The sequence below is a fragment of the Nocardiopsis sp. CNR-923 genome, assembly GCF_001942255.1.
Taxonomy (GTDB): Bacteria; Actinomycetota; Actinomycetes; order Streptosporangiales; family Streptosporangiaceae; genus Nocardiopsis.
Map to the genome: position 1 here is coordinate 1 of NZ_MKKC01000082.1, position 19,692 is coordinate 19,692.

At 70.5% G+C, this 19,692-nt stretch carries 24 protein-coding genes; 1 reads left to right on the forward strand and 23 read right to left on the reverse strand.

Going from position 1 to position 19,692, the window contains the following annotated elements; genetic code table 11:
- Positions 1-16: 16 nt before the first annotated feature.
- Positions 17-322 (reverse strand): hypothetical protein, encoded by a 306-nt coding sequence (locus tag BJF83_RS12670; protein WP_187347138.1) that lies wholly within the window; start codon positions 320-322, stop codon positions 17-19.
- A gap of 178 nt (positions 323-500) precedes the next feature.
- Between BJF83_RS12670 and BJF83_RS12675 the strand changes: the two genes are divergently transcribed.
- Entirely contained in the window at positions 501-821 is a 321-nt protein-coding gene (locus BJF83_RS12675; RefSeq protein ID WP_075926448.1) for a hypothetical protein, read from the forward strand.
- A 123-nt stretch (positions 822-944) separates the two neighbouring features.
- On the opposite strand, the gene BJF83_RS12680 is transcribed toward BJF83_RS12675, so the two are convergent.
- The 22 genes from BJF83_RS12680 to BJF83_RS12785 form a co-directional block, all read right to left on the reverse strand.
- Positions 945-1,238, reverse strand: coding sequence for a hypothetical protein (locus BJF83_RS12680; protein WP_075926449.1), 294 nt, complete (start codon positions 1,236-1,238; stop codon positions 945-947).
- The gene (locus BJF83_RS12685) at positions 1,238-1,810 is read right to left on the reverse strand and encodes a hypothetical protein (protein WP_075926450.1); all 573 of its coding nucleotides are present in this window, start codon (positions 1,808-1,810) and stop codon (positions 1,238-1,240) included. The genes BJF83_RS12680 and BJF83_RS12685 overlap by 1 nt, the downstream gene beginning before the upstream one ends.
- The gene (locus BJF83_RS12690) at positions 1,810-2,331 is read right to left on the reverse strand and encodes a hypothetical protein (RefSeq protein WP_075926451.1); all 522 of its coding nucleotides are present in this window, start codon (positions 2,329-2,331) and stop codon (positions 1,810-1,812) included. The genes BJF83_RS12685 and BJF83_RS12690 overlap by 1 nt, the downstream gene beginning before the upstream one ends.
- A 74-nt stretch (positions 2,332-2,405) precedes the next feature.
- The gene (locus BJF83_RS12695) at positions 2,406-4,949 is read right to left on the reverse strand and encodes a hypothetical protein (protein WP_075926452.1); all 2,544 of its coding nucleotides are present in this window, start codon (positions 4,947-4,949) and stop codon (positions 2,406-2,408) included.
- Positions 4,946-8,515, reverse strand: coding sequence for a hypothetical protein (locus BJF83_RS12700; protein WP_075926453.1), 3,570 nt, complete (start codon positions 8,513-8,515; stop codon positions 4,946-4,948). The genes BJF83_RS12695 and BJF83_RS12700 overlap by 4 nt, the downstream gene beginning before the upstream one ends.
- Positions 8,516-8,542: 27 nt before the next feature.
- Positions 8,543-8,887, reverse strand: coding sequence for a hypothetical protein (locus tag BJF83_RS12705; RefSeq protein ID WP_075926454.1), 345 nt, complete (start codon positions 8,885-8,887; stop codon positions 8,543-8,545).
- A 65-nt stretch (positions 8,888-8,952) separates the two neighbouring features.
- Positions 8,953-9,327, reverse strand: coding sequence for a phage tail assembly protein (locus BJF83_RS12710; RefSeq protein ID WP_075926455.1), 375 nt, complete (start codon positions 9,325-9,327; stop codon positions 8,953-8,955).
- A gap of 99 nt (positions 9,328-9,426) precedes the next feature.
- On the reverse strand, positions 9,427-10,233 hold the full coding sequence (locus tag BJF83_RS12715) for an Ig-like domain-containing protein (protein WP_075926456.1): 807 nt from the start codon (positions 10,231-10,233) through the stop codon (positions 9,427-9,429).
- A gap of 119 nt (positions 10,234-10,352) precedes the next feature.
- Positions 10,353-10,757 carry a hypothetical protein gene (locus BJF83_RS12720; RefSeq protein ID WP_075926457.1) on the reverse strand — a complete coding sequence of 135 codons (405 nt, stop codon included), beginning with the start codon at positions 10,755-10,757 and terminating at the stop codon, positions 10,353-10,355.
- Positions 10,757-11,053 carry a hypothetical protein gene (locus tag BJF83_RS12725; RefSeq protein WP_143831867.1) on the reverse strand — a complete coding sequence of 99 codons (297 nt, stop codon included), beginning with the start codon at positions 11,051-11,053 and terminating at the stop codon, positions 10,757-10,759. The genes BJF83_RS12720 and BJF83_RS12725 overlap by 1 nt, the downstream gene beginning before the upstream one ends.
- Positions 11,053-11,355 carry a DUF5403 family protein gene (locus BJF83_RS12730; protein ID WP_075926459.1) on the reverse strand — a complete coding sequence of 101 codons (303 nt, stop codon included), beginning with the start codon at positions 11,353-11,355 and terminating at the stop codon, positions 11,053-11,055. The genes BJF83_RS12725 and BJF83_RS12730 overlap by 1 nt, the downstream gene beginning before the upstream one ends.
- The gene (locus BJF83_RS12735; protein ID WP_075926505.1) at positions 11,356-11,688 is read right to left on the reverse strand and encodes a head-tail adaptor protein; all 333 of its coding nucleotides are present in this window, start codon (positions 11,686-11,688) and stop codon (positions 11,356-11,358) included.
- Positions 11,685-12,092, reverse strand: coding sequence for a Gp19/Gp15/Gp42 family protein (locus tag BJF83_RS12740; protein ID WP_075926460.1), 408 nt, complete (start codon positions 12,090-12,092; stop codon positions 11,685-11,687). The genes BJF83_RS12735 and BJF83_RS12740 overlap by 4 nt, the downstream gene beginning before the upstream one ends.
- Before the next feature lie 18 nt (positions 12,093-12,110).
- On the reverse strand, positions 12,111-12,455 hold the full coding sequence (locus tag BJF83_RS12745; protein WP_143831868.1) for a hypothetical protein: 345 nt from the start codon (positions 12,453-12,455) through the stop codon (positions 12,111-12,113).
- Positions 12,456-12,468: 13 nt separating this feature from the next.
- Positions 12,469-13,500 carry a major capsid protein gene (locus BJF83_RS12750; protein ID WP_075926462.1) on the reverse strand — a complete coding sequence of 344 codons (1,032 nt, stop codon included), beginning with the start codon at positions 13,498-13,500 and terminating at the stop codon, positions 12,469-12,471.
- An 86-nt stretch (positions 13,501-13,586) separates the two neighbouring features.
- The gene (locus BJF83_RS12755) at positions 13,587-13,901 is read right to left on the reverse strand and encodes a head decoration protein (RefSeq protein ID WP_262391504.1); all 315 of its coding nucleotides are present in this window, start codon (positions 13,899-13,901) and stop codon (positions 13,587-13,589) included.
- A 9-nt stretch (positions 13,902-13,910) separates the two neighbouring features.
- On the reverse strand, positions 13,911-14,591 hold the full coding sequence (locus BJF83_RS12760; protein ID WP_075926463.1) for a DUF4355 domain-containing protein: 681 nt from the start codon (positions 14,589-14,591) through the stop codon (positions 13,911-13,913).
- Positions 14,592-14,741: 150 nt separating this feature from the next.
- A complete protein-coding gene (locus tag BJF83_RS12765) occupies positions 14,742-14,984 on the reverse strand; it encodes a hypothetical protein (RefSeq protein ID WP_262391505.1) in 243 nt (80 codons plus the stop codon).
- A gap of 43 nt (positions 14,985-15,027) precedes the next feature.
- Positions 15,028-16,719, reverse strand: a complete 1,692-nt coding sequence (locus tag BJF83_RS12770) for a hypothetical protein (RefSeq protein ID WP_143831869.1) — start codon at positions 16,717-16,719, stop codon at positions 15,028-15,030.
- Positions 16,716-16,901, reverse strand: coding sequence for a hypothetical protein (locus BJF83_RS26760; RefSeq protein ID WP_143831870.1), 186 nt, complete (start codon positions 16,899-16,901; stop codon positions 16,716-16,718). Before BJF83_RS26760 ends, BJF83_RS12770 begins: the two co-directional genes overlap by 4 nt.
- A complete protein-coding gene (locus BJF83_RS12780; protein ID WP_075926467.1) occupies positions 16,898-18,064 on the reverse strand; it encodes a phage portal protein in 1,167 nt (388 codons plus the stop codon). Before BJF83_RS12780 ends, BJF83_RS26760 begins: the two co-directional genes overlap by 4 nt.
- A complete protein-coding gene (locus BJF83_RS12785) occupies positions 18,018-19,691 on the reverse strand; it encodes a terminase (RefSeq protein ID WP_187347139.1) in 1,674 nt (557 codons plus the stop codon). The genes BJF83_RS12780 and BJF83_RS12785 overlap by 47 nt, the downstream gene beginning before the upstream one ends.
- Position 19,692 lies beyond the last annotated feature (1 nt).

The following is a 19,692-nucleotide window of genomic DNA, read 5'->3' on the forward strand; positions in this document are numbered from 1 at the left end:
TCGCCGTCGCCGATCATCAGGACACGCTGTAGTAGTTCGCGTTGCCCGAGCTGGTGCCCTGGGCGGCCTGGTAGCGGTGCAGCCCCCGGCCCTCGAAGACGTGGCCCTCGGTCGAGACGCCGAAGCTGTACCCGATGTCGGCCCATCCGCGGTTGTTGACGTGGTCGTCGCGGGTGTTCTTCCAGTAGGAGACGCAGTCGCCGTGGTCGTCGAGCCCGGTCGGGGCCCCGTTGTAGTGGACGACGAGCCCGGCCTCCGGGTCGGCGTAGTCGGCGGGGGAGGACGCGGACCAGCCGAAGTAGGTCCGCGGGTAGTCGATCATCGGGCGCCTCCTGGTGGGCATAAGGAAGCCCCGGCAGTGGGCCGGGGCGGGGCTGGATGGATGTGGCGGCCGAACGAGGCGGCCGGCAAAGGAATCACTGAGATCTTGTGAACGCCCAACCCAGAACAACTGCAACCAGTAACGTCATTGTCACTGTTCGTCTGAATGGAGGGCTTCCATGGCTCAGCACGGCATCGTCCCCGGCAAGCGCTACCACCTGCTCCACCGCACCCGTGGTGTGGGAACCGAGGTCGACAAGAACTGGGACTGGCTCCGGATCTCCAACCAGACCAACGACCCCTGGGAGACGGTCATCTTCCACGAGTACGAGGGCGGTCGGTACGTCATCGAGGCCACCGAGTACCACTGGGACGACTACAAGTACTGGCAGATGACGCGACCGGTGTCTGCCTCAACAAGTGGGACCCCGCCACTGCCTGGACGGTCGCCAAGGGCGAGCACGGATTGGCCCTGGGGCGTGATAACGAGGTCTGGCTGACCGTCCCTTGCTCCGGCAAGAGGTGGCTCGCCGGTTACACCACGGTGATGCCCAACTTCCGGGAGTTCTGTGAGTTCACACTGGTCGCCGCCTGAGTGGCACTGCCCCAGCTGACAGTCGGTGTTAGGCCGGGGCGGGGTGGTGGATGGGTTCAGCGCAGGAACAGGTCGATGAGGAGCCCGAGCGCGGTGGGCACCACCAGGCCAAGATGCCGATGATGGTGGTCGCCCAGCTCAGGGCACGCTTCTGGCGGGCGTCCGAGGCGGCGCGCTCCTCGGCCAGGTCCTCCTTGGTGACGGCGGCCTGCTCGACCTCGCGCAGCCGGATCTCGTGGTCCTCGCCGCGGGAGACGACGACGCCGAGCATGGTCTTGATCTCGATGAGCAGGTCCCTGGTTTCCCTGTCGGGCTCGGCCATTACCGCACCAGCCGGGATCGATGAGGAGTATCCGATTCGTCGCCCTGGGCCAGAACCTGCCGGACCGGCGCGAGCGCGTCAGCCGTGTACGCCGCTGCCCACCAGTCGATCCGCTCGGCGTCCTCGGCGAGTGCCTGGGTGACGCGCGACCATGCGCCCCGGTCACGCCGCACCCGATGTCGAGCACTCGCCTGGCGCAGCTCGTCGGCCGAGGAGGGTGGCGCGTCCAGGGCCTGGACGGCGTGGTTGAGCGCCACCGACTCGGGCAGTGACGCCCTGACCGGAGCGGCCTGCCGAGCGACCTGCAGGGCCGCCTCACCCCGCGCGGTGATCGCTTGGGTGTAGACGGCGGTAACCTCGTCGCCCGGGGCGTGCGCCTCGCGGATGATCAGGTCGAGTACCTCCTCGCGGTCGGCGAGCCCGAACAGCTCACCGCGGGTCGCGAGCGCCTCCAGGGGCACGATGTGCAGGTGGTCCTCACCGGTGTCGGGGTGCGGGTAGGTGATCCGGTACACCGGATACCCCGGCTCCAGCTCGGACCGCTCGATGCTGGTGATCACGATGTCGGCCATCACGACGACCCCCCTCGGAACGCGACGAACCACAGCTGGCTGACGTCGGCGGACGCGGTCCAGTTGAAGGACGAGGACGACACCCCCGTGCATGCCAGCGACCGGGACCCGGCGGCGAACGCGCTGAGCACGGGGTACAGCGTGCTGGCCCCCGGGGTACCCCAGGTGAGGGAGCCGCCGGAGGAGACCCCGAGGATCCGTCCGACCCTGACGAGGTCGCCGGCGGAGTTCCCAGAAGGGAATCGGCCGAACAGGGACAGAGTGACGCCCGACCCCACGATCCCGCGTGCTTCACCGGCGAATTCCCGCTGCAGCTCGAAGTCACCGCCTCGGCGGAGCGCGAGCGTAGCCCGACCCGAGCTGTTGATGGTCTGCTCTCCGGACAGCGCCACGAGCGCGCCTAGCCCGTAGGAACCGCCGCCGGAGACCCCCTCTCCGAACACGCACGGGTGCAGCTGGTCAGACAGCGACGTCCGGTACTGGGTGCCGGGGCGGCCGGAGTAGACGCCCTCCGACAGCACCGCTCGGGACGTGCCCAGCCCGGACCGGAAGGTTCCCGCCGCGGTGACGGTCCCGGTGCTGCTGGACAGGTCCGCTACGGTCTGACCGAATACGTTGATGAGCCGGATGCCGCTGGTGTCGCCGATCCACCGCTGGCCGGACGCGCGGAGCGGACGGTGGCACCGGTGATGGTCTTGCCGTCGATCGCTCCGGCGGCGATCTTGTCGGCCTCGATGGCGTTGGCGGCGATGTGCCCGGCCTCGATCGCCCCGGCCTCGATCTTGTCGGCGGTCACGGCGTTGGCACGGATGTGCCCGGCGGCGATCACCTCCGGGTGCACGTCGGTGTCCACCAGCGGCTCCGTGGCAGCGGAGGCAACCGCGGACGCGGCCGAGGTGTTGCCGGACCGGTCGACGGCGATCAGCCGCACCCACCGCTCGGCCCCGTAGGGCTGACCGGGGATGACGACGGTTGCCGGGCCGCCCTCCATCACGTCGATCTCGTGCCAGTCCACATCCGCGGGGATCCTCCAGGCGGACAGCAGTGTGCCGCTGTCGCCGTCCAGGGCCATCTGCGTGCCGTAGGCGTTCCCGAACGCGAAGGACTGGTCATAGATGACCTGCCCGCCCTCGATGACTCGGGCCCGCTGCCCGATCACCTCCACCCGGTAGGTGGTGGACTGTCCCGCGGGCAGGTCCGAGCCGATCGCGATGTAGGGCGAGAAGTACCCCGAGGACGGGATCACGCCGTCGACGCGGGGTGCGATGAACAGGTTCAGTTCGGCGCCGCCGGGGGGCCGGTACACGTCCAGCTCGACGACCTGGTCGACCGTTCCGAAGTCGTAGAGCAGGAAGTTGCCGTACCCGGCGAAAGGCATCCCTTCGGCGGTGCCGTTCCAGGTGCCCTCGGAGACCGTGAAGGGGTACTGCGGTGGGCCCGTGTAGTCGAAGGTGTGCACCCACGGGTCGGCGTCGCGCATCTGCACGATGGTGTGCTGGTAGTCGGCGGGCATCGGTTCGCCAGCTGATCCGAGGCCGTCCCAGTTCACGTGGATGACGCCGAGCCGGGTGGACAGCACCGGCGCCGAGGGCACCGGCGGCGGGTCGGTGTCGGCCGCGATCGTGACCGCGTACTGGTCGGAGAACGGGCCCGGCAAGCTGTTGTGTTGGCCGATGGCGCGGACCTTGAACGCCCACTCCTCCCCGACGTTGTACCCGCTGTACCAGGCGGTGTTGTCCGGGTCGACGGTCTCGGTCGCCTTGTACCAGGGCGCGTCGACCACGTTGGGGCGGTGGTAGAGCTCGTAGGCGCCGATCTCCATGGCGGTGCCGTCCGTGGCCGTGTCGACCAACCCCCACGTGGCGGTGATCTGCCCGCGGGCCGCGCCGTCGCTGTCCAGGTAGTCGACTGTGTCCACGATCAGCCCGGCCGGTGCGGCGGGCCGCCGCGTGTCGGGCCCCTCGGGTGCGGGCTGCGCGCCGGATCCGCCGGAGGCGGTCGCCCCGTTGACGATGCTCTGGGTGCGGCGGGCCCTCCGGATCTCGCCCTCGACGAACCGGTCGTTGAGGACAACGTTGCCGCTGACCTGTCCGTCGCCGTCCCGCGACAGGGTGACCTGACGGACGCGTAGGGACTGTGGGGTGCCGTCGTCGGCGGCCGCGCGGACGTGGTCGCCTGGCCGGTAGTCGCGCCAGGGCAGATGCTCGGCGCGGCCGAAGGTCAGACCACGGGTGATCTGCACGCGTTCGGCGGAGCCGCTGGCCAGTGCGGCGCTGGCGAGGATGGTGGCGGTGCCGGAGTCGCGGACGCCGCCCTGGGTGATGTAGTCCTCCCACCGCCCCCATGGGGAGACGGCGGCGGCGTTGTGCGCCTGCAGCGCAAATCCGCCCTCGCCCTGGAGGTAGACGTCGGTGACCAGGTCTTCCAGCGACGCGGTGTCGGGGGCGTCGGTGATGTCGCGGCCTACGAGCAGGTCGACCGAGTCCGGGCCGGTGGCCAGGTTCCGGCCCAGGGTGGTGTCGGCGTTGAACACCTGCAGGGTGCGGCCGTTGAATCGCCAGTCGCACACACCCTGGTCGGCGAGGTTGCCCAGCACGGTCAGCAGGTCGATACCCGGGGCGTAGTAGATCGTGAGGACCTTGTCCCACGTCGCCCCGGCGCTGTCGGTGGCGGTGGTGAAGTCGTAGGCGAACTCCGTCGCCCCGCTGCGGGCGTGCCACTCCTGCAGGAACGTCGCCAGGATCGTCCCCGCGGTCGCGCTGAGGAAGCCGCGCTTGCCGTCGACCAGGTCGTCGGGGTCGGCGGGCGGGTAGAGGCGGATCTTGCGGCCCTGCCACCCGTACCCGGGCATGGTGTAGGAGCGGGCGCCGGTCGGGTCGGTGGCATCACCGGACCGGGCCAGGCGCAGGAACCGCGAGTCAGGGTGCTCGGTCCACACTCCGGTGTCTGGGGCGTAGAGTTCGGCGGCGACCTCGACCGGGGCGGCGAGCAGCTCGGCTCCGGTGGAGTGCGTGGAGTACGACACGGTCAGGCTGGGCAGGTCGTCGAGCGGCTGCCCGAGGTTGAGCGACAGCGGGTGCGGCAGCGGCCCCAACCGGTTGCCGTTGGGGGCGTAGGCGACCAGGCGCACGTCGATCACAGGTAGGCCCTCCGTCCACGGATTTCGAGGGTCGCGCCAGAGTTGGACGCGGCGGTGGCGGTGACGCGGACCGCCGGGTCGCGGGGTCGGCGCCGATGATCTGAGGGCCAGGTGCAGCCACCGCGATGCGGACCGCGGCCCGGTGGCCGACACGTCCCCGGTACGTCGGTGCCCGTCTCCAGGTCCCACGTGTCGGTGGTCACCACGGCCGCGCGCATCCTCGCGCAGTCGACGAGCATCCGCTCGGAGCCGGTCAGGGATCCGCCGTAGGTGAGGGTGCCGCCGGTGCCCACGTCGGTCACGGACGGCTGGTCCACGGTCCCTGTGACGCGGATCAGGGCGTCCGTCACGGGCCCGGTCGATCCGGTAAGCGTGTCGACCTCGGTGGCCACGGTGAGAGCGGGCACGGGGGTGGGCCCCCACGTGGTGGTGTGCACGTCACGCCACAGCGCCCCGGGCACCTCCAGGGCCAGGGGAAGGCGGGCGGTCGTGGTGGACACCAGCTCCGGGACGGCTGCGGCGACCATGAGCGCGTCGGCCTGGCGGACGGTGGCCTCGTCCAGGTGGTACCGCAGGTCCAGGACCCGCCCCCGGTTGCCCAGCAGCATGTACACCGCGGCTAAGTTGTCCTGGAGCTGGCGCGCACCTCCCGCTGTGCCGCCCGCCGTGGCGTCGGTGACGACCAGTTGCCCGCCCAGGACGACCGACTCAAGGTCGAGCCCGGCGATCGGGAGCGTCCCGTGCACACCGGGCACGGTCACCTGGACACCACGCGCCCCGGGCAGGGGCGGCACCTGGAAGGCGTCACCGTCGAGGAACCACCTCCCGATCCCGTCGTTGAGCGGTACCCCGTCCACGGAGTAGTGCGGGTACTCGGACACCTCACACCACCCCCAGCGCGGCCGCGTACTGCACGTCCGGTTCGTCGACACCGAGGTCGGTTCCGCTTGTGGGTAGTGGTTCGTCACCTGCACCACCGGTTGGACACGCCGTTCGTCGTCCGGGCGGCGGCTCAACCGGGCCACCGCGGCGGCCGACGGGCGGGCGACAGCCCCGGCGAGCCCCTCGGTCGCGCGGGCCACGACCCGTTCACCCGAGGCGATGCCCTCAGCGAGCATGTCCGCGATGTTCCGCCCGGCCCGGTCCATCGGGTGGGTACGCAGCGGGCCACGCCGCGCCGGGGAAAACGGCCAGTAGTCGCGCACGCCCTGGGCGATGTCGCCCATCTCGTCCCACAGGCGGCCGACCGCGCGGCGGATACCGTCGATCAACCCGTTGATGACGTTGCGCCCGGCGCTGGTCAGCCAGCTGCCAGCCCCCGCGAAGAAGTTCCGGATGCGCTGGGGCAGACGCCGGACCTCGTCCACCGCCCGCTTGATCTGCCCAGTGATGCCGCTGGCCAGCGCCTGGGCGATCGCCACCGCGCGGTCGTGGGCACCGGTGACGAAGTCGACGATGCCGTCGCGCAGGTTCCTCGCCAAGGACAGGGACCGGTCACGCAGATCCGTGAACGCCGAGACCGCCCGGTCGCGCAGGTCGGCCAGCAGTTCGGACCCGCTGTCGCGCAGGTTGGTCAGCCGGTCGATCATCTCGCGCAGGGCGTCGCGGAGTCGCTGGGACATCCGCCCGGACCACTCGGAGAAGGTCGTGCCGAGGTTGATCCACCAGGCCGCGAGGTCGACGATCCACCCGATCAGCGTCTCCAGCCACCCCAGGAGGCCGATGATGATCGGGGTCAGGTCCTCGATCGTCGACGCCCAGGTGCTCATCTGACTGGCCAGGTTCTCGACGATGGGCGGGAGGAGCTCCAGCACTGGCAGAAGCGCCTCGACCAACGGCGGGATGAGGGGCGCCAGCGCCACCACCAACTCGCTGAAGCTGGCCGCGAGCTCCGGCAGGATCGGTGACAGAGTCTCGGCCAGCGTCGTCGCGAGCTCGGCCAACCCCGGCGAGAGCGCGATCAGCGCCTCGGCGAGCGCACCCACCAGGACCGCGGCCAGCTGCCCCAGCACCGGCAGCAGCGGCGACAGCGCCACGAGGATGTCCGACAGGGCGGTCGCGAGCATCTCCAACGCCCCGGACTCGACCAAGGCGTCGATGCCCTGCCCGAGGCCGTCGATGATGGCGGTGAGGCCGGGCTCCAGCGCCACCAGGGCGGGCACCAGGCCCTCGATCGCGGACGTCAGCACCGGCCCGAACGCGGTGGCGATGCGGCCGACGACGGGGGCCAGTTCGCCCAGACCGGACAGGATGGCTTCGATGACCGGGCCGAGAGCCTCGCCGATGTCGCCGAGCCCGGCGAAGATGCCCTCCAGGGCAGCGGACCCCTCAGCGGAGTTGAGGAAGTCGTTGAACCGGCCGGTCGCCTCGACGAGGAAGTCGAGTAGCCCACCATCCCCAGCGCCCTGGAAGATGCTGGAGATGATCCCGCCGACGTTCCCGGCGAGGTCGCCCAGCTGCGACAGGGTGTCGAGGGCGCCCTCGATCCACGCCGTGACCTGCCCCGACTCAGCCGCGGCGGTCGCCCACTCCCGGAACCGGTCACCGAGGATGGCCAGCGCGGGCCCGGCGGACTCCAGGTAGGGCAGGCCAGCCACACCGATCTCCCGCAGGCCCGCCAGGAAGTCGGGCAGGGCACCGCCGGCGTCGCGGATCGCGGTGCCCACAGAGTCGAACAGGCCGCTGAGCGCGGCCACGGTCTCGGACTGCCCGGCGAAGTCGACGAGCTCAGCGGCGATCGCGCCGAGCTCCGCGCCAACCCCGGTCAGACCTTCTGACAGGGTGGGCAGGAGCCGCTCACCCAATTCGGTGACGCCGCCGACCAAGGGGGCGAAGAACGCGCCCTGCAGCGACTCGCGCAACCCCTGCAGCTGGGGGCGCATCGCTGAGACCTCGCGCACCACCGAAGCAGCCGAGGGTGCCAGGCCCTCCAGGGCCTCGTTCAGAACCTCGACGTCACCGGACAGCGCCGCGCCCAAGGCGTCACCGACACCCGAGAACGCGATGGCCAACGTGCCCATGGCCGCACCGGCACCAGCCGCGAAGGCCGGTACAGTGGCCAGCACACCGGTGACCGGTGCCAGCGCCGCGCCGAGCTGCAGCACGGGCACGACCGACGCGGCCGCCCCGGCTGCGAGGGTCGACAGGGCGCCAGCGGCACCGGCCAACCCGATCGCGCGACCACCGGCCCGGCCCAGCCCGCCGAGGGCGCTGCCCAGCCGGTCTAGGGACTGGCGGGCACGCGACAGCGACGCCTGGTCGACGTCGGCCTCGATCTGGGCAGTGCGGTCACGGGCGGCCGCGTCGAGTTGCCGATTGGCGGTGCGGATGTCCGCGCCGTCCGCGGTGACGTTGACGATGGTGCGGACGTCGTTCAACTCGCCCTGGATGACCCGGCGTGCGTCGCCCGCCATGCGGCGGGCCTGCTCCAGGTCGATCTGGGTGGGCAAGGTGATGACGAGACGCCGCTCCAGCTCCTCCAGCGCACCCCTGAGTTCGGTGCGGAACCGGGACAGGTTCGGCATGACCCGCACCGACACTCGGCCGACGTCACGGTTGGGAGGCATCACACCTCCCGGACCAGTCGTCGCGGTCTACCCGCTGGGGATGGCGTGCGGGGGTGGGGCGACCAGGTCCGGGCGGGCCACGCCGCCCAGGGCGCGGCGCACGTCGGCGACTCGCTGGGCGCGCTGTCGCGTGGTGGGGCGCGGGTAGGGCTTGCCGATCGGCTTGACCTTCCGGGCCTGGGAGTAGTCGGCGGCGGCGATGGCCGCGTGCGACATGACCGCGTCGTACAGGTCAGCCAAGATGGCGGCTTGCCGGGTCCAGCCGCGCCAGTCACGGCCGCGGACCGAGGTGACAAACGCGGAGTCCTCCGGGAGCTGCTCGATCAAGGCCAGGAGCAGGCGCGGCCGGTACGGGGACCGGCCTTGCACCACGCCCGCCAGGTCGAGGCGGTAGTAGCGCAGGAAGTCCGCGAACAGGGCCGCGCCGTGGCCGGCGATCAGCTTCCGGAGGGAAAGGCTTCCCCCAACTGCTGGTCCTCCACGTAGCTCATGAGGATCCTGAATCGGGCGCTGAGCGGCAGCTTGAGCAGCCGGTCGCCGTCGGCATTGGTGGGCGCGGCCATGAACAGGATCTTGTTGGCCAGCGGCATCATGGCTCGGATCTCCTCCATGTTGCGGCCACCACCCTCCTCACCGTCGCTCTTCCTGGCGGGGGTGAGGTTCCCGAGCTGCTCGATCAGTTCGACCAGGGTCTCGTCGTGCTCGGCACCGACCTCCAGCAGCGGCCGGAGCGTGATGGTGCGGCCCTTGAGCTTGACCACGGTCGGTTCAGGCGCTGAGTCCTGCAGGTCGGATACGTCGATGGTGGACATGGGTGCGGACCTCCTACGTGGTGCGGACCCGGGATGGTGGGCAGGCGGCGCCCGGGGTCCGCACCATTCCGGACGCCGCCTGGTCTTGGGGGACGCCGGTCAGGTGACCGTGACGTCGCAGGTGTCGGTGTGGCCCTGGTAGACCGCGGTGACCGTGGCCGATCCGGTTGCCACGGCGGTGACTAGCCCGGAGGAGGACACGGTGGCGATCTGCTCGTCGGAGGTGCCCCACATCGCGGACAGGGTGACGTCGGCGGTGGACGCGTCGTCGTAGGTGGCCTCTGCGGCCAGCTGCTCGGTGCCGGACACGGCCAGCGACGAGGTGGCCGGAGTGACGTCCAGGCCGACCGCGGCTAGGGATGCGGACTGCTTCGGCGTGAGGCCGTACATGCGCTGGTCGCCAGCGCGTCCGAGCACGGTTGCGCGCACGGACAGACCACCGAGCGCCTCGGCCTCCAGCGCGAGAGCCTCGTTGCGGAAGATGCTGACCCTGGGGCCGTGGAAGGCGACCCGCTCAGCGCCGTCCTCGATGCGCACCCACAGGGTTCCCTCAGTCTCGACGGGGTCCTTGTGGGCGTAGGTGTAGCCGTTGGGGTCGGTGATGGCGTTGGCCCCGAAGTAGAGCCGGTAGTTGTACTCCGTCCACTGCTGTACGACGAAGTTGAAGGACTCGACGCGCGGACTGTTGACCGACCTCGCCTGACGGTTGCGCCAGGTGCCGAGAACGGCCTGTTCGCCTCCCTCGGTGTTGATGCCGAACGGGGCCTCCAGGGCAGTGTGGCCGAGGTCGACGTATCCGTCGGTCTCGGGGTTGTCCGGATCGGCGGGCACCTCGGTGCCGACCGTGGGGTGGTAGTAGTACGTCCCCACTGCGGGGACGAGTAGGGCGTCGTCGTCGAGCGCCATGAATGCCTCCTAGGGGCACGGGTGTACAGGGTGAAGTGGTGCGCGGACCTGCGCCCGTGCGGGCGCTGAGCCCCCAGGCGGGGCGAGAGAACAGCAGGGGTGTCACGGAACGCGACCCCCTACGCGGGGCGGATCGCCAGCTGGTACGTGGCCTGGTAGCGGACCACGCCCTTGGGGGTGGTCTCGTCCGGGATGCGAGCCGGTGAGGAGATCTCGGTGTAGCCCGCGATCGAGGCCAGACCGCCGATGATCTGCTGGGTGCGCCACGCGGTCACCAGGGCGACCCGGGCAGTCTCGGCGAGATCGTCGGTGTCAGCGTCGCTGCTGTGCCAGCACTGAACGTCGACCAGGCAGCGATCGAGGAACCGCGGATCCGGCGCTCCGTCGCCGGGCACCTTCCGCGCCATCACCACCGGCAGGTCCCGCGACAGGTCCGGCTGTTCGGAGTAGACCGGCACCGGTGCCAGCGCTGGCCGGAGCAGGTCCAAGAGCAGCCGGTTGACCCGGGGCAGCATGCGCACCATCACGCCTCCCCAACGCCGAGGGCGGTCCCGAGCTGGGTGATGACCTGCTCGGCGATCGCGCGGGCCCGCGGGTGCCAGTCACCGCCCTTGCGCTCCAGGTCCCGTTGGAACTCGGCGCGCAGAGCGGACACCCGGCGCAGGGTCTGTTCAGCGTCAACCTGGTGGTGGACCTGGGCGAGCGCCTCGGCCGCGACCCGGCGGGCCTCGTCGAGAGCCCCCTCGGCGTGGGCCGCGCGGGCGATCGCGCAGGCGTAGTGCGCGGGGTCCAGGTGGCAGGTGTCGGAGTGGTGGTCCATCAGCGCCACCCGGCGGCCCGGTGCAGGATGTACAGGCCCTCCATCGCGCCGTAGGCACGCCCGGAGTCGGACACCCCAGCCGCCCGCCCGAACTCCAGGGACAGCGCGTTGGGGTCCTCGAGGTTGACGAACGAGTCGACGCGGCCGCGGGTCACGGTCACCCGCGCTGTGCCGGTGCTGCGGTGCGCGGCCAATAGCCCGCGGGCGGTGTCGCCGATCTGCTCGGCGTGCTCGTGGACGGCGTCGCCCATGCCGGGCAGGCGGGCCACAGTGCGCTCCAGGGAGCGGTACAGAGTCGCCATTCACGCCTCCCCCCGTGCGCGCAGGATCGCCGTCACGTGCCTGGTGCGCGACGACCCGTTGCGCCACAACGGTTCGCCCTCCACATCCCAGTCCCGGCCGTCCCAGACCACCCGCGCCCACGCCCCCACGGGCGCGTCGCGGGTGATCATCCGGTACCGGGTGGTGGTCTGCTGCCCGGCCGCGATCACGTCCGTGGACGTGACCGGCTGGACCCGCGCGTACACCTTCGTCGGGGTGTCCGACGGGCCCCGGACCGGGTTTCCGTCCGGGTCGGTGCCGTCCACCTGCGGGTAGACGTCCACCTCCTCGGGTCCCCAGTCGAGCAGGCTCACGGCCACCACCCCCGGCGGCACCGCATCGGGCCCCGGCGCGGGGTGCCGATCTTCGGCCGGATGGTGAACGCACCCCGGTTCAGGCCGAGGTCGGCCCACTCCTCGTCGAGGATCATCAGCCGCCCCGACGCGACCGCGGCCGACACCGAGTAGCTGTAGTCGCCGTCGGTCTCCTGCCGGTACCCCTCGGGGTTGCGCAACACGCGCAGGACCGCGTTGGCCTCGACCATGACGACGGTCTCGGCGAACTCGGCATCGGCCGCGGCCCGAGCCGCCAGGTTCGGGATACGGCGGCGGATCTTGATCTCGGCGTCGTCCAGCAGGGTTTCGGCGAGGGTCTCCTCTTCCGGGGTGAGTGGCCGGTTGAACCGGTCCTGCACGTCCGTGACGGTCGCGATCGCCACCGGGCCACCCCCTCCGGGCTACTCGTCGCCGGTGTCGGCGTCGATCTCGTCGGCCAGGTCCTGCAGCTGGGCCTTGGTCATGTCCGCGACGTCGGCCTCGTCGATGTCGGCGACCGCGAGGATGTACTCGCGCCAGGCCTCGACCGTGGCGCTCTTCGCCGGACGCTCCGGCGCCTCGTCGTCGCCGGTTCCGTCGTCCTGGTCGTCCTCCATGTCCGGGGTGGGCTCAACGGCAGCCGCCGGGGGCTGGCTGCCCTCCCACGCCTTCGGGTTGGTGATCAGCTTGGCCACCTCGGGCGGAGGCACATCGCCGGGCGCGTAGACGCTTCCGGCGACGTGCACGTAGCTGCGTAGTGTTCGCATCGACCGCCCCTCCCTACGCCACGTCCGCAGTGAACGACAGATCCGGGTTGGCCAGGACCGGCAGCGCAACCGCGCTCGCCTTCGTCCATACCGCGACCGGGTCCTCGGTCGAGTAGGCCCCAGCGACCACACCGGGCTCCTCACCGGCCAGCCCGTACCCCTGCTCCAGGGCCTCGGCCGTGGTGCCCCACAGAGACCCTCCCAGGTCACTGCTGTCCGGGTCGGTCGGGTCGCCCGGCTCGGGCAGGTACAGGAACCGGTCCACGGGGATGATGCGCTGTGCCGCCCCGCCCACACGGATCTGCGCGTCGTACACCTCGAACGGCGGCAGCCCGTGAGCGGACAACACCTGCCCGAGCGCGGTCTCGGACACGATCGACGGAGTGCCGACCAGCGTGGCGGCCAGTTCCCGGATCTCCGCGTTGCGCAGCAGGTAGCCCAGCACCACGGTGGAGATGACTGCCACGCCGGGTCGTTCGCCGTTACTGGCCACGTAGGTGTCGCGCCAGGCCAGCATGTCCGCGAGCGGGGTTGCGTTCACGGTGTCCGACCACGGGGTGGCCGCGGTGACGGTGTGGCCGGCCGACCGGCCGTAGTCGACGGTGGCCATCACACCGTTCTCGTCGATGACGACCTGACCCTCGACGAGGGCCTGGCCGCGGGCCAGCTCCAGGCGGGCCGCCACCGACCGAGCCATGCGTTCGGCGTCGGTCAGGATCGCCGACCGGATCTCACCGGTCAGGCGTCGCTGGCGCAGCCGGTCGTACTCGCCCAAGCGCACCTTGCGGGAGATCGGCGGGAGTTCACCGGACACGCGGGTCACGCCGGGCCGGGCACCGATCGGCGACTCGGCGTCGTAGGCGCGGAACGTGGCGGCCTCGATGAGGCCCTCACCGCCGCGCGTGAACCGGTACTCCAGGTCATCCACCATCCGGCTGGGCAGCCAGCGGGACAGAGTGAACCGGTTGGCGTCCAAGTCGGCCTGGGCGGCACGCACGTACCCGGTCAGTTCGGCGGGGGTGGCGTAGTCACTGCTCAGAAGCATCGTTCAGCCCCCTTACATGAAGATGATCCGGCCGGAGACGTCGGCCTGACCGGCGGCGTCCACGGCGATGGGCAGGTTGTCGGCGATCACGCGGCCGTGCTCGAACAGCGCACCGACCACGTCGCGGTGCCGTCGTGCGGGGCGCGGGTCGCGGTGAAGAGGAACCCGGAGAGGGTCTCGCGGCCGTCGATCGCGCCGTCGTCGTAGGGTCCGTACAGACCCGACGCGGTGATGCGGCCGAGCGCCAGGCCGGACGGGAAGTAGCCGTCCGGGTAGTGGGTTCCGGCGGTGAACATGGAGGTGTCGAGGGTGATCGAGCGGGCCATGTTGGTCCCGTGGGCGCTGCCCAGCCAGGACTGATCGTCCTGCGCGAACCCCTCGGTCCTCACAGTGAGGTCCATGGGTGACTCCTAAGTCGTGGTCTTCTTGTGCTTCCGCTGCGCGTACAGGTCCCGGCCCGTGGCGACGGAGCCGCCGCCCTCGCCGCGGCTGCCCTGTCCCTGGGAGGGGTCGGGACGCCGCTGGTTCCCGCCGTTGGTTCCGCCGGTCGGGGCGCCCTGGCCCTGGCCGTCGTCGTTGGTGTCGCGGCCTTCTCCGCCACCGGAGTTGCCCCCGAGCTTGGCGAGCTTGACGGCCTTGGCCTCGATCTCCTCGGCGGTCGTCCCGGTCAGGAACTCGATGGCGTCGTCAGGCACCTGGTGCTTGCGTGCGGCTTCGGCGACCCACAGGGACCGCTCGGCCTTCTCGGCCCGCGTGGCGGCCTCCGCCAGCTGCTGCTGGAGCTTCTCGGCCTCGGTGCGCTGGGCGTCCTGGATCTTGTCCAGCTCGGCGGCCTTCTTGCGCAGGTCCGCGTAGTCGCTGTACTTCTCCCGTTCGCGGGCCAGGCGATCGGCCACGATCCGGTCGACGTCGGCCTGGCCGAACGTGCGGCCTGCACCGCTGTTCTGGCCGCCGTCCCCGCTGCCCTGGCCTTCGCCTGCAGGCGGTGCACCGCCGGTGCCGTCTCCGCCGAGCACGGGCCAGATCGGTCCGCGGCGGGTCCAGCCGAGCGCGCGCAGCCCGGTGGTCGGGTGGGTGGGCAGGGCGTTCATGGTGGTCTTCCTTCCGCCGTTGGCGTGTCCGGCCTTGAGCGCGGCCGTGGCGCGTCCCGCCCGGGTGGCGGGTGGTCATCGGGCCCGCACGGCAGCGGGCACGCGAAAGCCCCGCACCGGTCCGGTACGGGGCTGGTCAGGTGAGGCAGGTCAGACGCGGCGGCCGGTCTCCGGGTCCAAACCGAAGAGGGTGCGCGCCTGCTCGTGGAACTCCTGCTCGGCGTCGGCCGGAGGGTTCACGTCGAGGTAGTGGAGGTTGTAGTCCGACACCTCGGGCCGCTCCGGGGCGTCCGGTTGGAACTCCACCGACGCGTCGAGGTTCCGGTTCACCCAGTCGGCATGCACGCCCGACAGCGCGCGGAGCCGCTCCACCTGCGCCTGTGAAGGGCGCACGGGGCGGCCCCGACGCCACGGCCGTTCTCTCGTCATAGCCACTTCACCCCTTGCCAGTCCGAGCCCAGCATGCGCGCTTACCGATCCAGGACGCATCCCGGCCGGTGTGGTGAGGCCGACGGCCGCACTGGGACATCTCATACGCGGTCGGGTAGTCGTCGCTCCCAAACGGCTCGTCGTTGATGCGCTGGAGGATCTCCTCGGCTGCGTCAATCTCCGCTTGCAAACCCAGACGGTCCGGGTCATCCAGAGCCATCGACGACAGCTCAGTCTCCGATCGGGTGAGCTGCCGCTCAAGCAGGTTCGCCAGCCTGACCGCGTCGCTCTCATTCGCCCACGTGAACCCCTGCCGGGCCCACGTGTACCCACCCACGTCGATGTTCGCGTGAACCTCAATTCTCTCAAACCCCGAATGCTCATAACAAGTCTGGAGAAATCCGTTCCATGCCTCGGCGAACCCCTGGCCGCGCGCGGACCGGTCGAGGTTCAGGTAGTCGTGGATGGCGTACAGGGTGCCGTCGTGCTCCCGCCTGAACGTGCGCTCGACTGAACCAACATACGATCCGTCCGAGCTGTAGACGCTCCCACCGAACTGGATCTCGTCCTCGCTGATGTCGGTGCTGTCCACGGTGACCGTGAACCCGTTGTAGTCCCGACCCTCGATGATCTGCGTGAGGGCCTGCTCGATATCGGACTCACGGTTGAGGGCGTCGTCGTAGTCGTCCGGGATGAGGTTCCCAAGTCGGGGTAGTCCCGACCCTATGAGCTGCTGGATTCGGGCTTGCCGGGCGGCTTCCTGTTCGCGCCGGATCCGATCAGCGTTGGCTTGGAGTTGGAGTCGGTGTGCCTCCTCCGCTGGGTTCGGGGCGGGGTTGATAGCCAGGAGCGGGCGGTCCTCGGTCGGCAGGTCAGCGGTCGGCACATCTCGGGACGGGTCGAACAGGTCCTGTTGTATGTCCTCGTCCGGGGCCTGTTGTGCGTTCTCGCCAACAGCGGCCGCGCGCTCCTGAGCCTGCGAGTTCTCCCGGTCACGTCGGCTCTCGATGAACCGCCGCCAGTTCTTCAGGTTCCCGTTGGCGTGCTCGTCCCACAGCCGCTGCATCTCCAGGTACTCATCCCGGCCTGGCCAGTCATCCCGGTCGAACACCGGCACGGCGATACAGTCACACCGGTCGTGGTACGGCTCCGACGTGCCGTCCCGCAGCAGCGCCGCGGACTCCGACCGGTAGACCGGACCGCGGCTGACCAACATCAGACAGAACGCGCAGTTCTCCGTACCGACCGTGATCCGCGCGTAACCGAGTGCCTTCGGGTCATGGCGGGCCGCGTCCACCATCCCCTCACGCCCGCCAGCCGAGGCGTGCCGGAGCGCGACCCCCAAAGCATCCTCGATCACCGCTTGCGGAACAGGATCGTTCTCACCGAGCGCATCCAACCGCCCCCGGATTCGTTTCCGCATGCCCGCATTCAGTGCCGCAGGCGGGTAGGCACGCCGGGGGAAATCCACCGGACCCAGATCACCTGTGACGCGCTGGCGCTCCGTCTGATAGAACGGTTGAGCGAGCTGCCACTGCTCGCGCCGGGCTGGATGCACCAGCCAGTACACATTCTGAACCCAGACATCCCACTCCGACTCTGTCGGCCGGGGTCGCAGGTTCCGAACGACCGGGAGCAGGGACGCACGCAACGCCAGCAGCAACGACACACGGTTGCGCTGGTACTGCTCGGGGGTCACTCCGACCCGCTCCCCCCAGGAACCGAGTCACGGCTGTCCAAGTCCTGCAACATCGCCAGGTACCGTTCCGCCGGGTCATCCGAGGACAGCTCACGCAGTCGGCGCCGCCGTTCCACCGAGAACCCCAGGTCCTCCCACGCCGCTTCGAGCGGCAACAGACCCGTGCTGTGCAACTTGCTCACGCGTCCGCGCGCGCCGCGTAGGTCGGCGTCGCCGGATCCCGCCACACGGTCTCTAGCCGGGCCGCGTCGCGCGGGTCCCGCCCGGCGACCAGCATGCCCAACCGCTGCGTCTGTTCCCAGCCTCCGCCGAATCCGCGTTGCTTGCGCTCGGACTTCTTCACCAGCCGGGACTCGCTCGACCTGATCGCGTCCGCGCTCGCCGGGTTGTCCGAGGTGAACCCCCAGTAGTGCGCGGGCAAGCCGGTCAGCCCGGACCCGAGCTGCGCGTACATGCGCAGGACCTCGGTGAAGTTGCGCAGGTCCGCGCCGTCGAGTTGGAACACCTTGGCGTTCTCGTTCATGAGCGCCTGCAGACGCCCGAGGTATGCCTCCCACGCGGGGATCGGGTCGCCGTTCTCGTCGACGAAGTCCCCTTCGGTGGCGCCGGTGACGAACCGCTGCGGGACAGCGAGCAGCTCCTGGGCGCCCTGCAGGTTCGTGATGGACCGGCACGCGGCGTCCGTCAGGTCCATGACGTCGCGCATCTCGGTCGTGCCGGTGCGCTTGGCCAGCCGCTGCCGGTTCACCAGCAGCCCGACGAGCGTCTCGCCCAGGTTGTGGTCGTCGCGGTCGTCCTCGATCCACCCCTCGTACCGGTCGCGCCGCCAGTAGACGTTGGCGTGCGGCAGGTACAGGGTTGCGCGCTGCGGGATGCCCACCTCGGAGTCGTCCCACAACCTGACCGCCTCGGAGACCCGCCGGGTGCGCGGGTCCAGGGTGGCGGCCATGTACCGGCTCGACTCGACCGTGATCACGGGTGCGTCGTCGGCGCTGTCCGGGTACCCGACACAGGTGTACGCCTTGCCGTGCACGAGCGCGTCCAGGTGACCCATCCCCGACTCCTCGTCGAGGTTGTTGGCCTGCCACCACCCCCACAGCTCGTCGTCGGCCTGGTCCTGGCCACCGAGCCGGAACCCCTCGACGTCGAGCCTCTCCTCGATCGCGTCGACGTACATGCCCGGCCAGTTGATGACCGTGGCCAGGTCCTCCAGCTCTGGTGGGAGCGCCAGGCCGAGCGCCTCCAGGCGGCGGGACCCGTCGTAGTACGCCTCCAGCCGCTTCCACCCACGGATGCGATCATCGACGTCGCGCACGAGCCGCGCGAGCACGTCCACCTCGGCCACGGAACACCACCACCTTCCGGGAGGTCGGCGCCTTACGGCGGCGGGACTCGGGCAGGGCGAGGTACTCGGTGCGAGCCAGACGCGCGATCACCGCGGTGACGGCGGCGTCCACCTTCGCCGAGGAGTGCCGGGACGACTTGCCGATGCCGGTGCCGTAGTTGTTCGGCCACCTGCGGGCGTTGACCATGTGCCGGTGCAACCGGGGGTCGCCGTCGTGAGTGACGTCGCCGTTGACGATGGCGTCGTGCAGCGACATCGCCGCGTCAGTGAACCGGCGCAGCACCGCCGGGTGCGCGCGGCCGTCCTGGGTCGACCTCATGTCGAACCGGACTGGGTTCTTGGGGTGGGCGCGCATGCACACCCGGTCGCCGTACCGTTCGCCCCACAGGTCGACGTAGGACAGCAGCGGCCCCGGCTCGGCGTAGAACGCCACGATGTCGAACCGCTCGAACGCCTGGGCCACGCGCGCATCGAGCTCGCGCCGGGGCACCTCCCAATGCTCTGCCTCATCGGGGTCGAGAGGCGGCTCCCATACGTCCCACGTGAACAGGTGCCCGTCCGAGACGCGGCAAAGGATGATCGCGGTGGCGTCGCGGGACTTGGACAAGTCCGCGGCCAGGGCGACCTGTTCGCCGTCGGCCAGCTCCACACTCGGGTCGGCGCACGCCGACCACTGCGCGGCCTTGAGCCACGCGTCCTTCGCCTCGGTCGGCCGGTTGAGGTACTTGCGTTCGGAGTCATCCGGTGAGCTGGTGCCCTGCCAGATGCGGTTGGCGATGAACCGTCGGTCCACCCACCAGCAGTCGCCGTACACCCAGTCCAGCGCCCGCATGAGCGAGGCCTCGTCGGCCATGTCGGTGTCCGGCGGGGCGACGCGCGCGTCATAGAGGATCCGGTCCTCCGCGCGGGTGCGCCCCTCCTCCTGGAGCAGCCACGCGTTGTACGAGGCCTCCGCCACCGAGCCCTTCTCGGGCTTCCACGCGTTGCAGGTCTCCAGCATGCGGCTGCCGGACTTGGCGAGGTTGTCGGCCAACGTGGCAGCGAACTCGGGGCCGCCGTTGCCCGGTAGCCAGTGCTCGGTCTCGTCCGCGACGATGCACGACGCCTCACCGCCCTCGGCCGCAGCCGACGACGACGTCATGACCGCGAGCTGCCCCTCGGGCTGGCGGTAGTACTGGGTCTTGCCCGGGTCCAGGCCGAAGTCCGCGACGATCCGCGACCCCTTCGGCGCCAGCGCCCGCACCATCCGCATCGTGTTTTCCGTCTGGCTCTCAGCCGTCGCGGCGATCTGCACCAGCGGCATCTGTACCGGCTTGCCCACGCACCCGCCCGGCACCTGCGGGTCGAAGTCGGCCAGCCGCACCGGAGCGGTCAGCTCGGCCAGCGCCAGGAGCGCGGCGAAGGGGCTCTTGCCGGAGCCCTTGGCCAGGCGGCGCACGCCGTGCGTGTACAGCCACCGGCCGGACTCGTCGAGGGCGTACCACCACAAGATGAACCGCACCTGCGAGTCCACGAACTCCCACCGGCGCCCCGCGTGCGGGCCGTTCGGCTGCTTGAGGTACTTGACCGCCCAGCGGATGACCTCCCACCCGAGCGTCAGCTCGGGCAGACCCTCGGGCATCGTCACC